At 44.5% G+C, this 20,583-nt stretch carries 18 protein-coding genes; 10 read left to right on the forward strand and 8 right to left on the reverse strand.

The annotated features are described in order from the left end of the window. The 4 genes from R8O10_RS06810 to R8O10_RS06825 all read left to right on the forward strand — a co-directional run bounded on the left by R8O10_RS06810 (position 1) and on the right by R8O10_RS06825 (position 3,977). Positions 1–540, forward strand: coding sequence for a TRAP transporter small permease subunit (locus R8O10_RS06810; protein WP_005376869.1), 540 nt, complete (start codon positions 1–3; stop codon positions 538–540). A 12-nt stretch (positions 541–552) separates the two neighbouring features. Then, positions 553–1,839: a TRAP transporter large permease gene (locus R8O10_RS06815; protein ID WP_005376871.1), complete on the forward strand. Its 1,287-nt coding sequence runs from the start codon at positions 553–555 to the stop codon at positions 1,837–1,839. 151 nt (positions 1,840–1,990) lie between these two features. Beyond that, on the forward strand, positions 1,991–3,346 hold the full coding sequence (locus R8O10_RS06820) for a cache domain-containing protein (protein ID WP_262649906.1): 1,356 nt from the start codon (positions 1,991–1,993) through the stop codon (positions 3,344–3,346). After that, positions 3,339–3,977, forward strand: coding sequence for a response regulator (locus R8O10_RS06825; protein ID WP_005376875.1), 639 nt, complete (start codon positions 3,339–3,341; stop codon positions 3,975–3,977). Before R8O10_RS06820 ends, R8O10_RS06825 begins: the two co-directional genes overlap by 8 nt. Before the next feature lie 40 nt (positions 3,978–4,017). Here R8O10_RS06825 and R8O10_RS06830 read toward each other — a convergent pair whose 3' ends face one another. After that, positions 4,018–4,494 carry a MarR family winged helix-turn-helix transcriptional regulator gene (locus tag R8O10_RS06830; protein WP_005376877.1) on the reverse strand — a complete coding sequence of 159 codons (477 nt, stop codon included), beginning with the start codon at positions 4,492–4,494 and terminating at the stop codon, positions 4,018–4,020. A 387-nt stretch (positions 4,495–4,881) separates the two neighbouring features. Between R8O10_RS06830 and R8O10_RS06835 the strand changes: the two genes are divergently transcribed. Beyond that, positions 4,882–6,453: a BCCT family transporter gene (locus R8O10_RS06835; protein ID WP_005376879.1), complete on the forward strand. Its 1,572-nt coding sequence runs from the start codon at positions 4,882–4,884 to the stop codon at positions 6,451–6,453. Positions 6,454–6,684: 231 nt separating this feature from the next. Next, on the forward strand, positions 6,685–8,568 hold the full coding sequence (locus R8O10_RS06840; RefSeq protein WP_005376880.1) for a methyl-accepting chemotaxis protein: 1,884 nt from the start codon (positions 6,685–6,687) through the stop codon (positions 8,566–8,568). Between the two features lie 69 nt (positions 8,569–8,637). Here R8O10_RS06840 and R8O10_RS06845 read toward each other — a convergent pair whose 3' ends face one another. Together R8O10_RS06845 and R8O10_RS06850 are read right to left on the reverse strand one after the other, a co-directional pair. After that, complete coding sequence (locus R8O10_RS06845; protein WP_318191241.1) at positions 8,638–9,357, reverse strand: 3'-5' exonuclease; 720 nt, start codon at positions 9,355–9,357, stop codon at positions 8,638–8,640. Between the two features lie 8 nt (positions 9,358–9,365). Then, positions 9,366–11,255 carry a DUF294 nucleotidyltransferase-like domain-containing protein gene (locus R8O10_RS06850; protein ID WP_017636107.1) on the reverse strand — a complete coding sequence of 630 codons (1,890 nt, stop codon included), beginning with the start codon at positions 11,253–11,255 and terminating at the stop codon, positions 9,366–9,368. A 314-nt stretch (positions 11,256–11,569) separates the two neighbouring features. On the opposite strand from R8O10_RS06850, the gene R8O10_RS06855 reads away from it, so the two are divergent. Beyond that, positions 11,570–12,211, forward strand: coding sequence for an outer membrane beta-barrel protein (locus R8O10_RS06855; RefSeq protein ID WP_017820457.1), 642 nt, complete (start codon positions 11,570–11,572; stop codon positions 12,209–12,211). Positions 12,212–12,300: 89 nt separating this feature from the next. Here R8O10_RS06855 and R8O10_RS06860 read toward each other — a convergent pair whose 3' ends face one another. The 3 genes from R8O10_RS06860 to R8O10_RS06870 all read right to left on the reverse strand — a co-directional run bounded on the left by R8O10_RS06860 (position 12,301) and on the right by R8O10_RS06870 (position 14,599). Beyond that, positions 12,301–13,491 carry an amino acid aminotransferase gene (locus R8O10_RS06860; RefSeq protein WP_318191242.1) on the reverse strand — a complete coding sequence of 397 codons (1,191 nt, stop codon included), beginning with the start codon at positions 13,489–13,491 and terminating at the stop codon, positions 12,301–12,303. Between the two features lie 332 nt (positions 13,492–13,823). After that, the gene (locus R8O10_RS06865; RefSeq protein ID WP_005376885.1) at positions 13,824–14,123 is read right to left on the reverse strand and encodes a hypothetical protein; all 300 of its coding nucleotides are present in this window, start codon (positions 14,121–14,123) and stop codon (positions 13,824–13,826) included. A 245-nt stretch (positions 14,124–14,368) separates the two neighbouring features. Further along, positions 14,369–14,599, reverse strand: a complete 231-nt coding sequence (locus tag R8O10_RS06870; protein ID WP_064368579.1) for a hypothetical protein — start codon at positions 14,597–14,599, stop codon at positions 14,369–14,371. A 259-nt stretch (positions 14,600–14,858) separates the two neighbouring features. Between R8O10_RS06870 and R8O10_RS06875 the strand changes: the two genes are divergently transcribed. Both R8O10_RS06875 and R8O10_RS06880 read left to right on the forward strand, forming a co-directional pair. Next, positions 14,859–16,250 (forward strand): PLP-dependent aminotransferase family protein, encoded by a 1,392-nt coding sequence (locus tag R8O10_RS06875; protein WP_149191755.1) that lies wholly within the window; start codon positions 14,859–14,861, stop codon positions 16,248–16,250. Positions 16,251–16,348: 98 nt separating this feature from the next. Then, the gene (locus tag R8O10_RS06880; RefSeq protein ID WP_017636102.1) at positions 16,349–16,573 is read left to right on the forward strand and encodes a hypothetical protein; all 225 of its coding nucleotides are present in this window, start codon (positions 16,349–16,351) and stop codon (positions 16,571–16,573) included. A gap of 90 nt (positions 16,574–16,663) precedes the next feature. Here the strand turns inward: R8O10_RS06880 and asnS are convergent, their stop codons facing one another. Both asnS and R8O10_RS06890 read right to left on the reverse strand, forming a co-directional pair. Next, positions 16,664–18,064 carry an asparagine--tRNA ligase gene (gene asnS / locus R8O10_RS06885; protein ID WP_017636101.1) on the reverse strand — a complete coding sequence of 467 codons (1,401 nt, stop codon included), beginning with the start codon at positions 18,062–18,064 and terminating at the stop codon, positions 16,664–16,666. A gap of 190 nt (positions 18,065–18,254) precedes the next feature. After that, positions 18,255–19,880: a methyl-accepting chemotaxis protein gene (locus tag R8O10_RS06890; protein WP_025767294.1), complete on the reverse strand. Its 1,626-nt coding sequence runs from the start codon at positions 19,878–19,880 to the stop codon at positions 18,255–18,257. Positions 19,881–20,173: 293 nt separating this feature from the next. On the opposite strand from R8O10_RS06890, the gene queD reads away from it, so the two are divergent. Next, positions 20,174–20,536: a 6-carboxytetrahydropterin synthase QueD gene (gene queD, locus R8O10_RS06895; RefSeq protein ID WP_005376896.1), complete on the forward strand. Its 363-nt coding sequence runs from the start codon at positions 20,174–20,176 to the stop codon at positions 20,534–20,536. The last annotated feature ends 47 nt before the right edge of the window (positions 20,537–20,583 follow it).

Below are 20,583 nucleotides of genomic sequence, written 5' to 3' on the forward strand. Positions count from 1 at the left end.
ATGAGAAGTCTTATTTATATTGAGCGATTATTTAACCGCTTTAGCGATTTCCTCGGATGGTTATCCAGCATCCTGTTTATTTTGTTGTTAGCAAACGTTGTGTACGACGTTGTCATGCGTTACGTGTTTAATGATGTGTCTATCGCATTCCAAGAAATGGAATGGCATCTATTCTCTGCCGTGTTCTTGCTTGGTGTGCCTTACGCAATTAAGTCCGGTGGCCATGTTCGCGTCGACATTTTTTATGAACGCTTATCTTACAAAGCACAATCCATCATCGACATCATAGGCACACTATTTTTCTTATTCCCTTTTTGCCTACTGGTAGCTTGGTTTGGTATTGATTTCGCCAAGGAGAGTTACGCGTTAGGCGAGACGTCTGGTGACCCAGGTGGCTTACCATATCGTTGGATTATCAAAGCGATGATTCCGCTGTCATTTTTCTTTATGGCGGTGAGTGGTATTGGATTGTTACTTCATTCAATCAACAAAATTGTCAACCCTCATCTCATCTATGCCGGTAATAACGGTAAGTCGTAAAAGGAAGTCATTATGATCGGTATAGTGATGTTTTTTGTTGCGCTCTTTGCGCTTCTATTGGGATTTCCCGTTGCCTTTACTTTTGGTGGTATCGCGCTGATTTTTGGTGTTTGGGCTGAAGGCATCGAGATGTTTGCTTTTATGCCGTATCGAATTCAGTCCATTATGGAAAATACGGTGTTAATGGCCGTACCGCTGTTCGTTTTTATGGGGCTAGTGCTACAGAAAACGAAGCTTGCTGAACAGCTACTAGAATCAATGGGGCGTTTGTTCGGTGGCGTTCGCGGTGGTATCGCTATTTCTACCGTGTTAGTTGGCGCATTGCTTGCAGCTTCAACGGGTGTGGTAGGCGCATCAGTTGTTGCGATGGGCTTAATATCTCTTCCTGTGATGCTCAAGTACAATTACGACAAAGGTTTAGCGTGTGGGACTATTTGTGCGTCTGGCACGTTGGGCCAAATTATCCCACCTTCTATCGTGTTGATCTTGTTGGGTGATGTACTTGGCGTACCGGTAGGGGACCTATTTCAAGCTGCGATCTGGCCCGGTATTACACTTGTTGGCGCCTATGTGATCTACATTCTCATCTACGCGAAGTTGAACCCTCAAGCCGCACAGGCGATAGAGCGTGATGAGTCGATCAGTCGTAAACAAGAAGTGCTCACCGCACTGAAAGCTGTATTGCCACCTTTAGCATTGATCATCGTGGTATTGGGCTCCATCTTTGCAGGGATTGCAACACCAACAGAGTCAGCGGCACTGGGCGGTGCAGGTGCGATTATTTTATCGCTATTGTATAAACAGTTTAGTTGGTCGATGATTTATGATGCATCAAAAGAGACAGTTAAGGTAACCGCAATGGTCTTTGCGATCTTACTTGGTGCGACCGCCTTCTCAATGGCATTTACCTACACTGGTGGTGATTATTTAGTTGAAGAGTGGATGTTAGAACTGCCGGGTGAAAAGTGGGGATTCCTTATTATTACCATGGTGGTGATTCTGATTTTAGGTTTCTTTATCGACTTCGTTGAAATCTGTTTTATCATCGTGCCAATTATTGCGCCAGTCGCTGAATTGATGGGTATTAATATGACGTGGTTTGCGATTCTTATTGCGATGAACTTGCAGACGTCGTTCCTCACACCGCCATTTGGCTTTAGTTTGTTCTATCTAAAAGGTGTCGCTCCAGCAGGGGTTACTACGCGTGATATCTACAAAGGTGTGATGCCATTTATCGCGATTCAGATTGTTGTGTTGGCGTCTTTGCTGTTTTTCCCAGGTTTTTACGGTATGAGTTAATCACTCGATAATAAAGAGATTTTGTGAACTGAGAGTTTTTACCTTTTGAGACAAGTTGTTAAGCTGTTAATTATGTCTATGCAGACACAATCGATTCGTTTGTACTGCTAAGATAGTAAGCTGTAAAGGCAGCGTTTCATGGAGGGAAGGGATGCCTCTCAAAGCAAAGTTAATTCTGCTGACACTGATACCCGTGGTATTGGTGTCAGCGAGTATCAGCTGGATCTCTATCTATCAAACCAAGACCCTTGGCAAAAGGGAGGTGGAGATCTTTCATCAAAACCTGATCCAATCAAAAGAAGCGGCGCTGAAAGATACGGTCGACGTCGCTTTTGACTCCATTTCTTACATCTACAACAATCCGACTTTAGAAGAGAGTGTTGCCAAAACGCGTGTGAAAGCGATTTTAAATCGTTTGAGTTATGGGTCGGACGGCTATTTTTTTGCTTATGATAAATATGGTACCAACCTTGTACACCCAGTTCTTCCGGAGCTTGTCGGGGAAAACTTACTCTATCTTGAAGACGAAAATGGCGATCGCTTAATCGAAGCTTTATTGTATCAAGCGCAATCAGGTGGAGGATTTCATCAGTACCTATGGCAAAAGCCATCTACGGGTGAAGTCGTCCCTAAGCTTAGTTACGCTGCATGGCTCGATAAGTGGGAATGGATGATAGGGACTGGGCTGTATATTGAGGATGTCAGCCGAGAAGTCGCCAATATGCGCGCGGCGGTGAACAAAAATATCGAAACGACATTTTTCTCAGTCGTCGTGATCTTAGCGGTGACCGTTGCTGTAATCATTGTTCTCACTTTGGCGATCAATCTGCACGAGCATCGCCTCGCTGATAAGAACCTGAAAGAACTGGCACATAAAACCGTGATGTTCCAAGAAGATGAGAAAAAGCATTTAGCGCGAGAACTGCACGATGGAATCAATCAGTTGTTAGTCTCGAGTAAATGTCATTTAGACTTAATGAGTCATAGACTGGAAGACGAAAAACTCAAATCCCACTTAGATAAATCACAACGATCGCTCGTCACCGCGATAAATGAGGTGCGGCATATTTCTCATCAGCTCCGTCCAAGCGCCCTCGATGATATCGGTTTAGAAGCAGCACTGACGACCTTGCTACAGGACTTTCATTCCCATTCCGGGATTGATATCGAGAGCAATTTCGATACTCAGCAGCATAAACTGACTTCGGAAGTCGCAACGACGCTATATCGCGTCGCTCAGGAGTCTTTGAATAACATTGAAAAACATGCGCGAGCGAAAAAAGTAACGGTTACTTTGCAAAAAATGGGCAATATGCTGCAATTACTCATACGTGACGATGGGGTTGGATTTGTGGTTAACCATGCAGTGCACCAACAAGGGATTGGGTTAAGGAACATGCAAGAGCGTGTAGAGTTCATCGGTGGTGAATTTGAGCTAATGAGTGAGCTTGGCTTGGGAACAGAGATTACTGTGCTGCTTAATTTGGATGAAATAGTTTATGGATAAACCGATTAGTGTAGTGATTGTCGATGATCATCAAGTAGTATTGGATGGCTTCATGGCTCGTTTGGAGTTAGAGCCTGACATCGAAGTGGTGGGTACAGCAAGTAATGGCTTGGAAGCGATAGAGGTCGCAAAGCACTTGCAACCGGACGTCATATTGATGGATATCAGCATGCCAATAATGAACGGTATTGAAGCGACTGGTGTAATTAAAGAAGCGCGCCCAGAGAGCAAAATACTTATGTTGACCATGCACGATAATCGCGAGTACATCATGAAGGTCATGCAAGCTGGTGCCGTAGGATATATGCTCAAGGAAATCTCGGCCGAGAAAATGGTGCAAGCAATAAAAACGGTGAACCAAGGCTCGACGTATTTCTGTGAATCCGTCACACAAACACTCTTTACCCAAGAAGTGGTGCCTGCCACGCAAAAAACGAATCCTCTCAGCCGCAGGGAAGAAGCGGTACTTAAATTAGTTGCTCAAGGAAACAGCAGCAAGAAAATCGCCACTTTACTCAATATTAGTTATCGAACGGTAGAGACGCATCGCCATAACATTAAGCACAAGTTGGACTTACATTCGACGGCAGAGTTAGCAAAATATGCGTTTGAAACTGGGTTGACTGAGTAGGAGAGTAGTGCCCGCAAAAAGCGAGCACGTGGGAGCGAAACTAATCGGCTTTGGTAATGCTACCAAGCTCTAGCATTGGAGCAACATCGATGTCCTCTGCATTCATCATCGTCGAGATGCGTTGAACGGAAGATAGTAGAAGGGATTGCTCCCATTCTTCCAATTTTTGGAATCGATTAATGAAGTGCTCTTGCAGCGGCGTTGGTGCTTGTTTTAAGGCTTCTTGGCCCTTGCTCGTAAGCACAGCATGCACTTTACGCTTGTCTTGAACACTGCGCTGACGCTCAACAAACTGGCCTCGTTCTAGTCTATCTAGAATGGTCGTTGCGGTCGCTTGGCTCATGTTAGTGTGGCTAGACAACTGTTTAATCGTCACGTTATCTAAGTCATTGATAGCGCGCATCAAAATCAACTGTGGAGCAGTCAATCCAGACTCTTTGCTCAGCTTTTTAGAATGTAAATCAATAGCGCGGATGATCTGACGAATCGAGACCAATACTTCTTCGTACTTTTCCAATTTATTCATCCAGTCTGTAGGGAACATTTATCGAGGCGACACTAACTTAAATGCGCCCTTATTTAAAGGGGGGAAATCAAAAATTACCTCTACAATTTTACGCCGTGTCCTCAATACCATTTTGTCGCGCCTTTTCGACAAAATAAGAAGAGCTAAAATTATTATAGCAATAAATGTTTGTGGTCTAACTATTGTAGTAGTGATTTGTTCTATCAAAGGCCGTAATCACACAGTGAAAAGTAAGTTATTGGATTTTTTAATAGCAAAAAGATAGACAAAAACGTGTCAAATGATAGGATCTTGCGCCTTCACGGAATGCAAAACGTATCGTGTTCGAAAGATTTTTTTGTTTGGTACGTAAAAACACTACAAAAATAGAGAGGAACGATGACAAAGGGTATAGATAAGTACAGTATCGATAGTACCGACTATACGGTAGGTCAGGACAACGTTCAAAAATGGGGTTTTGATGTTCATAACCCAGTTTTTGGTATTAGTGCAGGTTTAATTGCGCTGTTTCTTGTCGCTGCATTAGTTCTAGATGCACATACCGCAAAGACGGCACTTGATGGGCTGAAGTGGAAAATTATTGGTTCATTCGATTGGTTGTTCATTATTGCAGGTAACATTTTCGTTATTTTCTGTTTGGCGCTTATCGTCTCACCAATGGGTAAGATCCGACTAGGTGGTAAAGACGCTGTTGCCGATTACTCGTTTATGTCATGGCTTGCAATGCTATTTGCAGCTGGTATGGGTATCGGTTTAATGTTCTGGAGTGTTGCAGAACCTGTCGCTTACTTCACCGGTTGGTATGAAACGCCACTTGGTGTTGAGGCAAATACACCAGAAGCCGCGAGATTGGCACTGGGTGCAACGATGTTCCACTGGGGCCTTCACCCATGGGCAATTTACGGTGTTGTAGCACTTTCTTTAGCATTCTTTGCCTACAACAAAGGTTTACCGCTATCTATGCGTTCGATCTTCTACCCACTTCTGGGTGATCGTGCATGGGGTTGGGCTGGCCACATTGTGGACATTCTGGCTGTGCTTGCGACTTTATTTGGTCTTGCTACATCCCTAGGTCTAGGTGCGCAGCAAGCAGCAAGTGGTATTCATCACGTATTTGGTGTTGAGCCAGGCCTAGGTCTGCAAATCGTCGTTATTACCGTGGTGACTTTACTTGCTGTTGTTTCAGTCGTACGCGGCATCGATGGTGGTGTTAAAGTCATTAGTAACATCAACATGGTTGTGGCGTTCTTGCTACTTCTCCTTGTTGGTCTTATCGGTTGGGCGGCGAGCCTAGGTTCGATTCCAACCACACTTATGGCATACGTAGAGAATATCATCCCACTAAGTAACCCGTTTGGTCGTACGGACGAAGCTTGGTTCCAAGGCTGGACAGTGTTCTACTGGGCTTGGTGGATTTCATGGTCGCCATTCGTAGGCATGTTCATCGCGCGTGTTTCTCGTGGTCGTACCGTTCGCGAGTTCATCACAGCAGTTCTACTGGTTCCAACTGCGGTTACCGTTGTTTGGATGTCTGTATTTGGTGGCCTGGCGATCGAGCAAGTTGTTGATAAAGTAGGTGAGCTGGGCACAAATGGCTTGACTGACGTATCACTTGCTATGTTCCAAATGTTTGATGTTCTTCCATTTGGTAGCATGCTTTCTATCATCGCTGTTGTGCTGGTACTTGTGTTCTTCATTACGTCTTCTGACTCTGGTTCACTTGTTATCGACAGTATTACGGCAGGTGGTAAAGTCGATGCACCTGTACTTCAACGTGTCTTCTGGGCATTCATGGAAGGTGCAATTGCGGTTGCTCTGCTATGGATTGGTGGCTCCGAGGCGGTTCAAGCTCTTCAGGCCGGTGCCATTTCTACAGCACTGCCATTTACCTTCATTCTGCTTGCAATGTGTGTGAGCTTATTGATGGGTATGCGAACTGAGCGTCAGTAATTCGGCATTTTATAAAACCGTCTGACTAACAATTAATCAAAAGGCCAGCAATTTGCTGGCTTTTTTTGTGCGGTTTTTATGACGCTTGAGACAAAAAAATGACACATGAAAGTTCATATTTTACAAAGAGTTAATGTGCTATTTTGTTTTTTAAAAATTAGTGAATAGTCGTAAAAAAGTGTGTAATATTCATGCACCTTAACTGTTCTCCCAACTCAAAAAACTATAAATATGAAATTATCATTAAAACAAAAGCTTATAGGCGCAAGCCTTTCTGCTGTTGTTGTGATGGCAACAGCACTTACTTGGTTGTCGGCTGGTCAATTATTTGATCAGACTCGTTCAGGTGTCTATTCACGTGCGCAAAGTCTTAGTACTACTGCGTCAGAGGGAATTTCTGATTGGGTCAATATCCGTAAAGATATTGCCACTGCGTTCAATGATTACTCGACCGAGCAAGACGTTGTTCCTTTCCTACAACAAGCTCGCAAGGCTGGTGGCTTCGATGACATCTTCCTTGGTACACCAAACGGTGATATGTACCGCTCTCATCCGGAGCGTAACCGTGCTGATTACGACCCTCGCACACGTCCTTGGTACAAGGATGCTGATGCAGCGGGTAAGCAAATCATCACCGCCGCATATCAAGACGCAATCACGAATGCACTACTTGTGACCATTGCTGAGCCAGTAATGAAAAATGGTCAGTTTGTTGGTGTTGTTGGTGCGGACGTACTGATCGATCAGCTTATCAGCGATGTGATTAACTTAGATGCAGGTGAAAACGCGCATGCGATGCTAATCGACATGAATGAAGGCACCTTCTTAGCGCATCCAGATAAAAGCTTGACGCTTAAGCCTATCACCAGTGTTCTAAAAGATTTTTCAGAAGAGGCAATTGAGCGCGCCGCCGATGAAGGTCGTATCGAAGATACGGTAATCAAAGGAAAAGAGAAGCTTTACTACTTCAATAAAGTTCCTGGTACGCATTGGATGTTTGCGATTGAAATGGATCGCGCAACAGAAGAAGCAGGTCATGCGGTATTGCTACGAGATCTATTGTTCACTGCTGTGGCGATCACGATTGTGGTTATTCTTGCAGTTTCTTGGCTAGTTGGTTTCTTGTTCCGTGACTTGAACCGCGTATCAAATGCACTGGAAGAAATTGCATCTGGCGAAGGTGATTTAACGCAACGCCTAGAACCACGCAGTGATGATGAAGTAGGTAAACTGGCGGAAAACTTCAACCGTTTTGTTGGCAACATGCACACAATGGTTACTAAGCTTAGCCACGTATCTTCTGCGCTTTCAGAGCAAGCACGCACGACAGCACAGCAAGCTGAGGAGCGTAGTCAGCGTATCTCTTACCAGCAAGATGAAATCAACATGGTGGCGACGGCCGTGAACGAAATGGCAGCAGCGACACAAGAAATTGCAGGTAATGCTGATAGCACGGCAAGTAACTCAGAAGAAGCGGTTCAAGCTTGTTCACACGGTTCAAGCCAAGTAACTCAAACGCAAGGCTCTATTCAGAACTTAGCGCAAGAAGTTCAAGTTGCTACTGATGTGATTCAAGAGCTAGAAGCACACGGAAATAGCATCAATACGATTCTATCAACGATTCAAGGCATTGCAGAGCAAACGAACCTACTTGCACTTAACGCGGCGATCGAAGCGGCACGTGCAGGTGAGCAAGGCCGTGGTTTTGCTGTGGTTGCAGATGAAGTCCGCGTATTGAGCCAACGTACTCATGCTTCAACGCAAGAGATTCAAGAAACTATCGAGATGCTACAAGGCACAACGGCCAAAGCGGTCGGTATTATGGGTGACAGTCGTCGTCTAGCTGATACCAGTGTTGATGATGCCAATGCGGCTGCAGCGAGCTTGACGCAAATCCACACTGCTGTTGAGCGTATCAGTGATATGGCAACGCAGATTGCTTCAGCAGCAGAAGAGCAAGCATCGGTAACCACTGAGATCACTCGTAACACTGAAGGTATTCGTGATGTGTCTAACGAGCTGTCAGTCGAAGCTCATCAAGCAGCAGAACAAGCTGCTCACCTGTCTGAGCTATCACACGAACTTGAACAAGAGATTCAACGCTTTAAGCTGTAATCTTGTCTCAAGCTAAGTAAAAAGGAGCCATCTGGCTCCTTTTCTGATCGCTATTAAGCGTGAAGTATATTACAGCCAGAACTCACTGATGGGTTGCTCTTCACTGTAATGATGGGCGATTTGCGCTTGCAGTAGCTCTGCGGTAGCAATTGCATCGGTTAATGCATGGTGAGGCGTATAGTCTGGCAGCCCATAACGGCGTCGAGATTGCGCTAGCCGAACCGATTCTGGTTTTTTCCCTTTTAAACGCTTCCAGAGAGAGCCTGAACGTTTCTGTTGAATCGTTTCTTCAAGGTGCAGCGTATCTAAAACAGGAAACTCAATACCTTCCCCTAAACGGCTTTTGAGCGCTTTATCCAGAAACTCTCTCTCGATACGACGGTAATGAACAACAATGATTTTCCCGCTTAAGCATGGTAGCAGCTCGCTTAAGATATCGCCTAAGTCAGGCGCATCGATCAATTCGCTGTGAGTAATACCGTGTATAATGACTGAGTCTTCATCGAGTGCACGCTGTGGACGTACCTTCCAATGACGCGAGTTACGTAGGAAAATTCGCTTCAGGTTAAACGGCACTAAACCAATAGTAATGATGTCATGTTTTTCAGGATTCAAACCCGTCGTTTCGAAATCTAACGCCACGAACTCCACCTCAGATAACGGTGTTTCTGGAGCAGGCGGCTTGTTGCTATAAAACGCAATTAAATTCTCATCCTTCGCCATCTCCAGCTTTTGTTCAAACTTCGTTGTCCACTGGATGGTTGGCTTCTGAAAGAGCTTTTTAATCATGCTAAACCTCACTTAAAGCTCTTGTTCGCTTGGTAGCGGAACTTAAGGAAATTTTGACCATTGCTTAGGATCTGGAATGCATCCTTTAGGTTGCGACGTTCAAACTCAGAGAGGTTTTCCGGTTCGATATTGTTATCAGGATCAATGCCTAGTTCCACATCCGTCGCTTGGTGACGAATACGCACCATGGAAATAAACTCTAACGCGTCTTTTAAGTCTTGTGCTCGACCTTTTGGCAAAATGCCAGCGTCAATGATGTCGTCGAGACGCTCAAACGAGTTCTGTGCACGTGAGCCAACTGCCAGAGAGTGAACACGAATTAAGTCGACCAGAGGAGCAGTACCGCGACGTTTGAGGTTGATGGAGTTGTTGTGTCTGCCATCTTTTTCCATCACGAAGTCTTTAAAGAAGCCCAGAGGTGGTGTTCTGTTTAGTGCGTTACGAGCCAAACACGCTAAGAAGCGGTTGTTCTTTCGAGCGCGACGAACAATAAAGCTGGTTAACTGTTCTGCCCATTTTAAGCGGCCATAGACGCCATCCAAATCGAAAAAGATGGAGGCGTTGAGTAGTGCTTTCGGGTTCGGGTTATCAATCCAGTCAGCAAAACACTCTTCCCACTCTGAACGAGTCATGCGCCATAGTGGGTTGGTTGCCATAATATCACCTGTGCAATATTTGTAGCCACAGGCATCTAACCCATCGCTGACGTATTTTGCTAGGGCTTCGAAGTATTTACCATGTTTCTCTTCTTGATAAGTCTCATCTAGAATGATGGCGTTATCTTGGTCAGTCACCAACAGTTGCTCATCTCGCCCCATTGAGCCAAGTGCAAGGAAACAATAAGGAATTGGCGGTGGACCAAGCTCTTCTTCTGCCATTTCTAGCAGACGCTGTTTGAAGCTTCGGCCAATGACCGACATCGCGCTACCCACCATGTGAGAGTTGGCATCTTCATTGACCAGACGCACGAAGCTGCTTTTCACTTCTTCGGCAACAACTGCTAAATCTTCGATAGTCTGTTGTTGGAAAATACTACTCACCAACAACAACGAATTCTGAGATTCATAACGAACAATGTCGGTTGTTTCGATAATACCGATTGGTAATTGGTTTTTTACCACTGGTAGGTGATGTACGTTGTAACGCAGCATCGTTAACATTGCTTCATAGATGTAAGCGTTGTGGTCAAGAGACATGACCTCCGTGGTCATCACACTGGACACATCGTCCTGTGGGGACAAACCTTCAGCTAACACACGGGTACACAAGTCACGGTCAGTAATGATACCAAGTACTGGGGACTGTGGATCGTCTTCGTCACGAACGAAATCTGGGTCGACGATAAGTAAAGCCGATACGTTGTCATTCGCCATTTGCTGCGCGGCTTGCTGGATTGTCTGACCACGATCAATCGTATGAGCATCGCCAGTCAGCAAGGTTTTCACTTTCGACGTCGTCAGGTCATTGGCGTCTTTGTTTTCTGAAATGGCTTGGCGTAAACGAGCGCTATTTTCAACTTCAACAAAATCCGCAAAGGAATCAAAGTTATCGTAAATTTCTTGGAAGATGTCACCAGGAATACAGTAGAGCAGGGTATCCTCAATGGCTTTTACCGGAAAGCGGACTTTGTTATTGGTGAGCATGCCCATCTGGCCAAATAGGTCACCTTCGTCAAGGCGGTTATACAGCTCACCTTTGCGTCGATAAACTTCAACAACACCGCTTCGCACCACGTATAAATCTTGGATATAGTCTCCAAAATGGATGATGGGGGTATCTTCTCGGTAGTACGAGATTTCGACACTCTCTGTCACCTTGTTTAGTGTTTCTTCAGGGAGTTCATTGAACGGGGGATACTTGGCGAGAAAGTTGTAAATCTCGAGAAGTTCTGCATCCATCGAAGGCGCCTTTTAGTTCGCAAATAATAAAGTAATCTTAACTTAGTTTTAAAACAGAGTCTTATCTGAACCGCGATTTTCGTGCTCAGTCATAAGATTCTGACATATCGCACGATAAGGGAGCTTCATTTTTACTACTATATGGTCACCTCAATTGAAAAAGACGTCGTCGATATGTTTTCTTCGTGATGACTGATTAGATCTTTGGCTGTTTCAGATCGTTATCACGTCTTTAGATTAAGCTATTCTTCTTGAGCCAAGTAGCTCAGGCGATGGAATACAGTGTTTAGATAATTCTCATGAAAGGAAGTCGAATGGTGAGAAATTTATTGCTTGTTTCTTTAGCTGCTTTGCCGGCGATATCAAGCGCAGCGGTCATGGACCAAGCAGAAAAATTTGGGTACGAACACATTCATTTGGATGTTGGTGCCGGAACGACAAACGAAGAATGGTTAGATAACTCTAATGCGACCACAGTTGGACTCGGTGGTAACTATTTGTTTACTGAGAACTGGTTGTTTAATGTTGATTACTCAGCGCAGTTTTTCCATCCGGATGATTTTACTCTTCGCATTGACCGCCTTTTGTTTGGTGGTGGTTACCGTTATGGAGTTACAGAGCAATTCGATATCTACGGGCTATATGGAATAGGCGCAATCAAAGCGAAAGCGACGGACGACAAAACGGATAATACGTTGTCTTCCGATAGCGAATTGATTCAAGCTGTAACTGTTGGGGTGAATTACTTGCTCAGTGAAAAGCTTATTGCGACAGCTGAAGTGGAGTTGAACCGTAGTGATATCGTTGATGAGAACAATTTTAAGATCGGTCTTAACTACCAATGGCATAAAGTCATCGGCACTGGTCTTTTTTATCAGTTTAGAGATACTGATTACAGCGGTGAAAGCTCAGATTACGTCAATGAAGTAGGGCTGAGTTTGAAGTTTGTCTACTAGATCGGACGGGTTCGTTTTTGGCGTTAAGTTAAAACAAAAAAGGTCAGCTTATGCTGACCTTTCCTTTTAATAAAGTATGCGACAGTCGATTATAAAACCGCTGCAATGCCTTTACATAGAGGGCCCATATTTGACTTCGTCATACCAGCAACACTGATTCGGCCAGAACCGACAATGTAAATACCGAACTCTTCTTTAAGGCGGTTAACTTGCTCTTTAGAAAGACCAGAGAAAGAGAACATACCATTTTGACGTTCGATGAAACTAAAGTCTGCGTCCACACCCTCTGCTTTTAGTGTCGCTACAAACAGTTCACGCATTTCTTGAATGCGGTCACGCATTTCTGCTACTTCAGCTTCCCATTCCGCACGCATTTCGGCGTTGCCAAGAATGTGAGTCACGACAGCGCTGCCGTGTGCAGGTGGGTTAGAGTAGATAGAGCGAATAATGGCTTTAACTTGAGAAAAAGCGGTTGTTGCGACTTCTTCTGACTCAGCTACTAACGTGAAGGCACCTACGCGTTCATTGTATAGGCCAAAGTTTTTCGAGAAAGAGCTCGCGACTAGGATTTCTTTGTTGTATTTAGCAAAAGTACGAAGACCTGCAGCATCTTCTTCCACGCCTTTAGCAAAGCCTTGGTAGGCGAAGTCGAACAGAGGAAGCAATTTCTTCTCTGCGACAAGTTTCGCCAATGTTTCCCATTCTTCAGCCGTAGGATCGATCCCTGTAGGGTTGTGACAGCAGCCGTGTAGAAGCACGATGTCGCCTTCAGGTGCAGATTGCAGATCATTTAGCATCGCATCGAAGTCTTTGTCTTTTGTTTCAGCATTGTAGTAGCTGTATTGTGCCGTTTCGATACCAGCAGCAGTAAATACGCCGTTGTGGTTCGCCCATGTTGGGTTGCTGATCCAGATCTTTACATCGCCTAGTTGACGTTTAATAAACTCGCCGGCAACACGTAGTGCACCAGTACCACCCGGAGCTTGAGCTGTTTTAGCGCGTTTTTCGTTTACAATTTCTGCATCAGAGCCGAAAAGCAGTTTTTGCACTGCAATGCCGTACTCTGCTGTGCCTTCGATGGTTAGGTAAGATTTGGTTTTTTCAGTTTCAACAAGTGCTGCTTCAGCTTTCTTTACTGTCGCAAGAACGGGAGTTTCGCCTTGCTCGTTTTTGTAAATACCTACGCCAAGGTTAATTTTGTCTGCGCGAGCATCTTTTTTAAACTCTTCAGTAAGGCCAAGAATAGGGTCAGCCGGAGCGGCAACTACTTTTTCAAACATAATCTTCATCCATGTTAATCGAAGGGGTGTGCTAACATTTATACCTTTCAGCAATATTGGTTACAACCGTTACTGAAAAGAAAACCTAAAAAAGTTGCGATTTGAAACAGAATTCTAACATAACTAAAGTTTTTGCCATGAAAACGTTTGGTAGGCACAGAGTTTGAAGGGCATTTATGCCATGGTTGGAGAAGTTTTGCACACATCCCAATCGTTTCAATTCAGTGCTTTGCGTTAACGCGTTTATAATTGTCTAGTGAGGATTTGTTGAGACAAAAACGCCCCACCAAAGGTGGAGCGTTTACTGTTAGAAGTATGGATATCGGTTGGAGTTATTTCTTCAGATTGATTTCCGACTCAACCGCATTGGTTTCGATGTCAGGGTTAGAAGAAAGTTTTTCAGTCGCCCAGTCGTTCATATGCTTTAAGATCGCTTTTAATGCGTGCTTTTCGGTTGGTACTTCTGTCTTTTCAACTTCAAGTTTTTGCTTCGGATGCGTACCCGTCGCATCTTCCGCAACGTGTAACCAATCTGGGTGCCAGTAATAAGGTTGGCCGGAAGGAGAGCTCCAAGAATGTACGCCGTTGGATTCACCTTTGTATTTAATATCTTCTTCGTTGTATTTCGCCATTATTGTTTTCTCTCATAATCCATGAGTTGAGGTGTGCATCACCATTACTATTTAAATGTAACAGATGTAATGAAAATTAATGTGATAACAATCGACTTATTTTGCCCTTTGAACGCTATAGAAGATGCGTACTTCTCATTCAGAAGAATTTACTATTTGGCAGGTTTTAGCTTTATTTGTGTTTAAAGCATACAACGATGGATTCGCCTACCTAATGCTATTCTTGAACGGTGATAGAGCCTAAACTACTCGTCATTCAAGTGTTTGAGAATCGCCGCTTTTGCATGCTCTTCTGTCGCTATTTCTCCATCAGGGACTTCAAGGTCAGTCTTTTTGTGTTCACCCAAAGCATCTTCAGCGATATGCAGCCAATCAGGATGCCAATAATAAGGGGTGGTACTGCCAGGATGGTCCCAACTATGTACACCTTTATGTTTTCCGCGATACGAGAGATCGTCCATTGTAAAAACTTTCATCGCTTCCTCCTGATTTAAAGACCGTAGCTCGAAGTGAGTTTAACGCACTCAATCCAACGTAAAACCTTGGCTTTTAGGTATTGCAAAGATGTGAGGCAATATGTGTGTAACAGTCAAAGTATGGGATATAAACGCTCACTTCGTGGCTGAAATATCTATTGATAAGCTTGATAAATTACGTTGCTAAATTGAATACTCCCATATCAGAATGCTGGCGCGAAGTATGCTATGGTGCGGCTGTAAGTGAAATGAGGGAAACATGAACCGATACCGTCAACTGGCTGAGCTGTTCAAAACGCAGATTCAGCAAAATACATGGAGAGCAGGGGAAAAGCTGCCATCAGTGCGTGTAACAAGCCGAAACCATTCTGTCAGCGCAGGTACGGTATTACAAGCTTATCAGCTGCTCGAAGCACAAGGTTGGGTCGCAGCGAAACCTCAGTCTGGATACTTTGTGACTGCGGAGTTGGACCGCTTCGAACCGAGTTCTCCAGCTACTTCCGTTTATCGCTCCAGCATCAACGATGAACTTTACGACTACCTCAAAAATCAGGCCTCACCGAATGCGGTGAAGTTTGGCTCCGCGTTTCCAGACCCTGCATTGTTCCCATTAGAAGCGCTAAACCGTAATCTAGCCAGCTCAGGTAGGAAGATGGGGGCAGAGACGTTATTGGATAACTTGCCGCCGGGCTGTGAGTCTCTACGCCGTTTGATTGCTCAACGGTACATCCAACAAGGTATGGTGTTTACCCATGATGATATTGTCGTTACTTCTGGCGCATTAGAAGCGTTGAATTTAAGCCTTCAGGCCGTGACCCAGCCTGGAGATACTGTTGTAGTTGAATCACCGACGTTTTATGGCGCACTTCAAGCGATTGAACGTTTAGGTCTAAAGGCGATAGAAATAACGGTGGATCCGTTAACTGGACATTCAGTGGATCAAATTGAAGCGACTTTTGTCGACAATGATGTTCGCGCATGCTGGTTAATGACTAACTTTCACAATCCAACAGGAACCTTATTAAGTGACGGGCAGAAGCAACGTATCGTCGAACTGGCTGATAAATACGATGTGTACTTGATCGAAGATGATGTGTATTCAGAGCTTTATTTTTCTGAAAAAAAGCCAAGCTCACTTAAAGCTTTTGATACACAAGAGCGCGTGTTGCATTGTGGATCATTTTCAAAAAGCCTTTGCCCTGGCTATAGGCTGGGCTGGGTGGTAAACAAACGCTTCAATGAGCAACTTCAAAAGCTGCAACTTATCTCGACGTTGTCAGGCAGTGCGCCAATCCAGCAGGGTATCGCGCATTACTTGCAAAACGATAGTTATGATAGCCATCTTAGAAAACTGCGAAAGAATCTTGAGCAGCGGCAATTGGCGTTTATTGAACTGGTTGATAAGTACTTTCCCCAATCGATTCGTTACACGCAACCGGAAGGCGGCTATTTTCTTTGGATAGAACTGCCGAAAACAAAGTGCGGAAAAGCGATTTATCAAAAGTTATTGGAAGCGAACATCACTGTAGCATTTGGTCAGTTGTTTTCTGTCGCTCCAAATTATGAGAACTACCTGAGGCTTAATACATCGTTACCCGTAAATGATGAATTAGAACAAGCCGTGAAGACGGTCGGAGAATTACTTCATTAGCCAACTGTTTACCTGTTTTTTGCTCAAACTGTATCAGTGGACGATACCGAAGCTGTGTTTCAATCATGGGCAGACAACCATTTAGGTTAGGAGCCGTAATGAAAAAGCAGTTGGTAAAGCATGAACTTAGGTTGATGGGTGTTGCTATTTTTAGCGCATTTTTGTTGGTGTTTGCACACTTGATATTGGCGAAATCTTTTTCTCATATGGTTTGGACGGAATACACTGCTGCCGTTATCCCATTTGTGATGTTTGGCTTGTGTGTGGTTGGAGTAAAATACGCAGCGCGAGCAGATGAGGATGACGACGAAAATAACAACTAGAGTGCATACACCGGTTGCTAGAAAATCATTCGTACAAATAAAAGACCTCCACATGGGAGGTCTTTTTAATTCGATATCACTAAAAAGTGATTAGAAGTTCGCAGAGCGAGGAGTACGTGGGAATGGGATCACGTCACGAACGTTGCCCATACCAGTTACGTAAGATACTAGGCGCTCGAAGCCTAGTCCAAAGCCTGCGTGTGGCACTGTACCGTATTTACGTAGGTCGCGGTACCAGCTCATATGTTCAGGATCGATACCCACTTCACGCATACGCGCATCTAGAATGTCTAGGCGCTCTTCACGCTGAGAACCACCGATGATTTCGCCGATGCCCGGTGCTAGAACGTCCATCGCTGCAACTGTTTTACCGTCATCGTTAGCACGCATGTAGAATGCTTTAATGTCTTTCGGGTAGTTCTTAACGATTACAGGTGCTTTGAAGTGTTCTTCAGCAAGGAAACGCTCGTGCTCAGAAGACATATCGATACCCCATTCAACTGGGAATTCGAACTCACGGCCTGAATCAAGAAGAATCTGGATTGCGTCAGTGTAGTCAACCTGCGCGAAGTCAGAAGAAACGAACTGCTCTAGACGAGTGATTGCTTCTTTGTCGATGCGTTGAGCGAAGAACTCAAGGTCATCGCGACACTCTGCAAGCACTGCTTTAAACACGTACTTGAGCATGTCTTCAGCCAGTTTCGCTACATCATCCAGTTCTGCGAACGCAACTTCAGGCTCAACCATCCAGAATTCTGCTAGGTGGCGGCTTGTGTTTGAGTTTTCAGCTCGGAAAGTAGGGCCGAAAGTGTAAACTTTGCTTAGCGCACAAGCGTAAGCTTCTGCGTTTAGCTGACCAGATACGGTTAGGAACGTCTCTTTACCGAAGAAGTCTTCGTTGTAGTCCACTTTACCAGCGTCAGTGCGAGGAAGGTTTTCCATGTCTAGCGTAGATACGCGGAACATTTCACCAGCGCCTTCAGCATCTGAAGCCGTGATCAACGGCGCAGATACCCAGAAGTAACCTTGCTCGTGGTAGAAGCGGTGGATTGCTTGAGATAGGCAGTTACGTACACGTGCTACTGCACCGATTACGTTTGTGCGCGGACGTAGGTGCGCAACTTCACGTAGGTACTCGATTGAGTGACGAGTTTTTGCCATTGGGTAAGTTTCAGCATCTTCAACCCAACCAACCACTTTAACGTCAGTGGCAGCAAGTTCGAAGTCTTGACCCTTTGCAGGAGATTCAACAATCTTACCAGTTACTTCAACAGAGCAGCCAGTCGTTAGCTTTAATACTTCGTCTTCGTAATTATTAAGATTATTTGGGACCACGGCCTGAATCGGGTCGAAACAAGAGCCGTCATATATGGCAAGGAAAGAGATTCCAGCTTTGGAATCACGACGTGAACGGATCCAGCCACGAACAGTCACTTCGCTGTCTACTGCTAGCTGACCTTTCAATACGTCTGATACAGGCGCGTAAGTCATGTTTTCAATATTCTCCATTGAGGTAAAAATTCAACTCAACGCTTACTTAAAGTACTTGTCTAATAACATTTTTTGTTCAAAAAACAAGCTAAGCGCTGAGTTGGGTAGCATTTTACAGATTCAACGAGACATATTACCTGTCAATTCGCTCGCATCAACCTTTATATTCGTTTTGATGGGGAGAATCTCTCTATTTATTCACTCTTTTGTGCTCTGAAAGTGTGAATTGGTTTAGTAATTGCTCTAAACGTTCGGATAGATGCTCTAAATCAACACTAATATCACGCGTGTGCGATGCTGATTGCGATGTGTCGTTAGCATGCAGTGTGATCACATCTATTTTAGATTGAATATGCTGACTTACATCAGATGTGGTTTGCGTCTGGTTTTGGATATCTTCTGCATGTCTGAGCACTTGGCGCATTTCGTCAACAACGTTATGCATTGTGGCTGATAGTGCCTCGACATCGACAGAGCGTTGATGAGCAAACTGGCAGACGGTATCAACAGAAGTTAATGACTCTTCACTTCCTTGCTGGAATTGAGAAATGATATGTTCAATATTACCAGTGGCCTCAGCCGTCCTAGAAGCCAGGTTACGCACTTCTTCCGCGACGACCGCAAAACCGCGCCCTTGCTCTCCGGCTCGGGCGGCTTCAATAGCAGCATTCAACGCGAGCAGATTGGTTTGTTCTGCAATACCCTTAATAACCACAAGAATGGACGACACTTCTTCGGTTCTTTGGTTTAGAGAGCTGATTTTTTCCCGTACAGTATCAATGTTACTCACTAGTTGTTTGATGTCTTCACTTACATTGTGTGCTTGGCTTGCACTATGAGTGGCGACATCAACGGTGTGATTGACCAAAACAGTAGCGTTGTTAGTCGAGTCCTCAACCGCAGTTTGTTGCTGCAACATATCGGTGATATTACTTTGTACTTCGTTGGTCTCTAGCTGTTGGTTATTGGCCGCTTTATCTGTGGACTGCGCGACAGCAGTTAGTTTGCTCGCGGAGTCGGCAAGTGAGTGAGAGGTGTCTTGCACACGTTCTAAGCTTTCGGAGACCGTATCCATGAATGAATTGATGGCAGTAGAAAGTTGGCCCACTTCATCCTGTTGGTGATGCATAAGTCGTTGAGATAGATCTTTGCTATGGCTCACATTCGACATGAATTTCGACGTTCTTTGAATTGGTCGTACAATGATTTTCTGAATCAAACTCATCGTTATGATGAAGCCCACAAATGCGATTACGGCCATTATTCCCATCGCAAACATTGCCTGTTTACTGATCATTGAATTGACATGATTCATGTTGTATTCCAAGCGAATCGCGCCCAACACTTCTCCTGCTGGTGCAACGTGGCAAGAAACGCAGTTGGTGCCACGGTAATTTTCGCTCGATTTCATTGGTAGTGCGACTACTAACCCTTTGCCCCAATCGGCTGAGATTGGTTCAATCACCAGTTCACCATTCAACGCTCGTTGATCAATATCATCGACAGGCTGCTGGTTTTGTTGCCCAGGTCCGTAAAGTTTGGTCACAGTATCAGCTCGCAACACGCGAACTGCTTCAATGCCTTCTTGGGCCAGGGCCTTTTGACGTAAGGTTTCTTTTTGCGACATGGTGCCCGTAAGCATCATCATATTTAGGCTATCGAAATAATTACTAGCCTTATCATGGAGTTGTTCACTAAGAACATCATTGATTAAGGTTTTTTGTTGATGGTATTGGTAAGCCGTAGAGGCAGCTAGAACGCAGCTGAAGACAGCAATTAACGCCAGTAAGAGCTTAAAAGTGATAGTTGAGCGCATAAATTTATAAGTGTAATTGGAACGAACTGCACAATATTAATGTGCACAAATGCGCACTGCGAACAACGAAATGAATGATTGTGACCCCACACATGTTGGGGATATGTAATTGTGATGTGAGTGCTGTGTAATCAAATGTTTGGCGCGTGACAGAAATACGGCGCTTTGGTGTGAGTGATAGCAAAGAGGCCAGGAACCAGCGGAAGTTTTTGCTACGCTTGTATGGGGTAACGCTTGTCTCTTGGCAGCGAATTCCTTAGTATTGCCTGTCTTTTTAAAGCCTGAGAATCAAGATGAAAACAGAATTATACAAAGAGTTTATGTTCGAAGCAGCACACCATTTGCCACACGTACCAGAAGGTCACAAGTGTGGTCGTTTGCACGGACACTCTTTCCTTGTTCGTCTTTATGTAGAAGGTGAAGTTGATCCACATACAGGTTGGGTAGTGGATTTTGCAGAGATCAAAGCTGCATTTAAACCAATTTACAATCGCTTAGACCATTACTACCTAAACGACATTGAAGGGTTAGAGAACCCGACTAGCGAAGTGTTAGCAAAATGGATTTGGCAGCAGCTTAAGCCAAGCTTACCACTGCTAAGTAAAGTCGAAATCAAAGAAACGTGCACAGCGGGTTGTATTTACAAAGGCGAATAAGTCACTTTCTATTGAGCATTAAACAAAGGCAAGCGAGAAGCTTGCCT

This window comes from Vibrio sp. 1727, assembly GCF_033344415.1.
Classification (GTDB): Bacteria; Pseudomonadota; Gammaproteobacteria; order Enterobacterales; family Vibrionaceae; genus Vibrio; species Vibrio alginolyticus.